This window comes from uncultured Streptococcus sp., from assembly GCF_963518475.1.
Taxonomy (GTDB): Bacteria; Bacillota; Bacilli; order Lactobacillales; family Streptococcaceae; genus Streptococcus.
Map to the genome: position 1 here is coordinate 1 of NZ_CAUQJA010000047.1, position 3,593 is coordinate 3,593.

Genomic DNA, 3,593 nt, shown 5'->3' on the forward strand with positions numbered 1-3,593 from the left:
GGCGGTGTCTTAACCCCTTGACCAACGGACCAGAGCTGTTATTTTCAACTCTTACTATTATACAGACTTTTTCAGACTTGTCAACTACTTTTTTTATCTTTTTTCAAGTTAAGTAAAAAGAGCCAGAATTATACTGACTCTTTTATTACTTATCAAACTTAGAAGCACGTTCTTCTCCCCACCAATAGGGGATTAGTTCTGCGACTTTAACTGTTTTTCCTATATTATAATCCATCATGAATTCTGCATCTTTATTTTCAGCATTCAACTCCAAAAGAAATTCTCTACAAGCACCGCAAGGCATGGCTGAACTTCCACCATAAGGTGGTTTATCTCGAAAGGCTAATACTTTCTTAACCTTAGTTTGTCCTGAAAATTGGTACATATTGAAGAGGGCTGCCCGTTCTGCGCAGAGATGGAAAACACCACAGGTTCCCTCCATACAGAATCCTGTAAATATTTGTCCATCTTCTGCTTCTACTGCAGCAACGACATGATTAGCATAAACAAAATCAGATACTTCATGTGGATTATACAATTTCTGTGCTTCTTCGTACATCTTTACCCAGATGTCCATTATTGTACCCTTCTTACTTAGAGATTTCCTTTAACATATTTTCGATATGCTGGATTGATTTTTCACGTCCAAGCAAGAAAATTGTATCTGGTAATTCTGGTCCATGCATTTCACCTGAAACTGCAATACGAATAGGCATGAAGAGATTTTTCCCTTTGATACCTGTTTCTTTTTGAACAGCTTTGATTTGTGGGAAGATATTTTCTGTCACAAATTCATCATCTGTCATCGCTTCAAGTTTTGCTTTGAAGGCTTCAAGAACTGTTGGGACTGTTTCACCCGCCATGACTTCGCGCTCTGCTTCTGTCAATTCTGGGAAATCTGAGAAGAAGAGATCTGTCAATGGGATAATCTCATCTACTGATTTCATTTGTGGTTTATAGAGCTCAACTAATTTTTCAGCCTTGTCAGTTAAACGGCCTGCTTCCTCTAAGAATGGTTTTGCCATTTCAAAGATAGTTTCTAGGTCTGCATTCTTGATATAATCATTGCTCATCCAGTCGAGTTTTTTCTGGTCAAAGGCTGCTGGAGACTTGCTGAGGCGGTTTTCATCGAAAAGTTTAATGAGTTCTTCACGAGAGAAGATTTCATTTTCGCCACCTGGGTTCCAACCAAGAAGAGCAATAAAGTTAAAGACTGCTTCTGGTAAATAACCTTTTTTACGGTAGTCTTCGATAAACTGAAGGGTGTTGGTGTCACGTTTAGACAATTTTTTCCCAGTTTCAGAGTTGATAATCAAAGTCATGTGACCAAACTCTGGAGCTTCCCAACCAAGGGCTTCATAAACCATGAGCTGTTTTGGTGTATTAGCAATGTGGTCATCTCCACGGATTACATGAGAGATTTGCATATCGTGGTCATCGATAACAACGGCAAAGTTGTAAGTTGGGTAACCGTCTTTCTTTTGAATAACCCAGTCACCACCGATATTGCCACCTTCAAATTCGATATCACCTTTGACCATATCACGCCACTTGTAGATACCTGACTCATTGACAGCCAAACGAACAGTTGGGATGATCCCTGCTGCTTCACGTTCTGCGATGTAAGCTGCTTTTTCTTCTTCACTCATACCAAGGTATTCGTTGATATAGCGTGGTGTTTCACCAGCTGCTTCTTGGCGTTCGCGCTCTGCTGCCAATTCTTCTTCTGTAACGTAAGATTTGTAGGCTTTTCCTTCAGCTAATAGTTGGTCAATGTATTTTTGATACAAGTCCAAACGTTCAGACTGGCGATAGTTTTCATGTGTTTCTGGACTTTCATCCCAATCCATGCCTAACCAGCGAAGGTTTTCAAGTTGTGATCGTTCACCGTCCTCGACATGACGTTTACGATCAGTATCTTCGATACGGATAATAAAAGTCCCACCGTGATGACGGGCATAAAGGTAGTTGAACAATGCTGTACGGGCATTTCCGATGTGTAGTAGTCCTGTTGGACTTGGTGCGTAACGTACGCGGATATCTTTTGACATAGTTTCTCCTATAAAGTCTCTAGGCGTCTGCCTTTTTGCTCTCTATATTATATCACAAGTCTTGGCTGAGTCCAATTTCTATGGATAAAGAGAGTAAAAAGAGTGGACAAACCACTCTTTTCTTCTATTATAGACGTGCGTTAAGTTCTTTGCTCAATTCTTCAAATCCTGGTTTCCCAAGAAGGGCAAACATGTTACGTTTGTAAGCTTCAACACCTGGTTGGTCAAATGGGTTGATAGCATTCAAGTAACCTGAAAGGGCGATAGCCAATTCGAAGAAGTAGATAGTGTAACCAAGAGTGAAAGCGTCTTGCTCTGGAAGAGTCACATACATGTTTGGTACATCACCATCTGTGTGGGCAAGAAGAACACCGTCAGTCGCTTTTTTATTTACAAAGTCAACGTCTTTTCCTTGAAGGTAACCAAGTCCATCAAGGTCTTCTTCCAAGGTAGGGATAATCACGTTCTTACGAGGTTTGTCAACACGAACAACTGTTTCAAACATGATACGAGTTCCTTCTTGGATAAATTGACCAAGTGAGTGCAAGTCAGTTGAGAAGTTGGCTGAAGTTGGGTAGATACCTTTTTGGTCTTTTCCTTCTGATTCACCAGCCAATTGTTTCCACCATTCTGAGAAGTATTGAAGTGATGGCTCATAGTTTACCAAGATTTCAGTTGCATAGCCTTTACGGTAAAGGATGTTACGAACTGCTGCGTATTGGTAAGCTTCGTTTTCAGAGATTTTGTCTGAAGTGTAGTCTTTGCGAGCTGCATTCGCACCTTCCATAAGGGCTTTGATGTCAGCTCCTGATGCTGCGATTGGAAGCAAACCAACGGCTGTCAATACTGAGAAGCGTCCACCGATATCATCTGGAACAACAAATGTTTCCCAACCGTTAGCGTCTGCTTCAACCTTAACAGCACCTTTTTGGCGGTCAGTTGTTGCATAGATACGTTTGTTTGCTTCTTCTTGACCGTATTTCTTAACCAAGAGTTCTTTGAAAACACGGAAAGCAATCGCTGGTTCAGTTGTTGTACCTGATTTAGAAATCACGTTTACTGAGAAATCTTTGTCTGCAACATACTCTACCAAGTCAGCAAGGTAAGTAGATGAGATTGAGTTTCCTGCGTAAAGGATTTGTGGAGCTTTGCGTTCTTCTTTTGTTTGCAAGTTTGCAAAGTGGTGGTTCAAGAAGTCGATTGCTGCTTTGGCACCAAGGTAAGATCCACCGATACCAATCACAACCAAAACATCGCTGTCTGATTTGATTTGCTCAGCAGCTTTCAAGATGCGGTCGAATTCTTCACGGTCGTAGTTTTCAGGAAGGTCCAACCATCCCAAGAAGTCGCTACCAGCACCAGTTCCTTTACGAATCAATTCGTCTGCTGCTGTTACTTGTGATTGCATGTATTCCACTTCATGTGGGGCAACAAATTTGTCTAAAACTTTTGAATAATCAAATTTAATATGTGACATGTTATTCCTCCAATATTTCTTCTTTTCTATCATAACGCTTACCTTCGTTTTTTTCAAGTTTTTTT

Annotated in this window: 3 protein-coding genes; all 3 read right to left on the reverse strand. The window is 40.7% G+C overall.

Annotated elements, in window-relative coordinates:
- Positions 1-145 precede the first annotated feature (145 nt).
- The 3 genes from RYK12_RS10030 to RYK12_RS10040 all read right to left on the reverse strand — a co-directional run bounded on the left by RYK12_RS10030 (position 146) and on the right by RYK12_RS10040 (position 3,528).
- Positions 146-577 (reverse strand): cytidine deaminase, encoded by a 432-nt coding sequence (locus RYK12_RS10030; protein ID WP_314848862.1) that lies wholly within the window; start codon positions 575-577, stop codon positions 146-148.
- A gap of 13 nt (positions 578-590) precedes the next feature.
- Positions 591-2,051 carry a glutamate--tRNA ligase gene (gene gltX / locus RYK12_RS10035; RefSeq protein WP_314848863.1) on the reverse strand — a complete coding sequence of 487 codons (1,461 nt, stop codon included), beginning with the start codon at positions 2,049-2,051 and terminating at the stop codon, positions 591-593.
- A gap of 127 nt (positions 2,052-2,178) precedes the next feature.
- Positions 2,179-3,528, reverse strand: a complete 1,350-nt coding sequence (locus tag RYK12_RS10040; RefSeq protein ID WP_000018269.1) for a glucose-6-phosphate isomerase — start codon at positions 3,526-3,528, stop codon at positions 2,179-2,181.
- Positions 3,529-3,593: the final 65 nt, after the last annotated feature.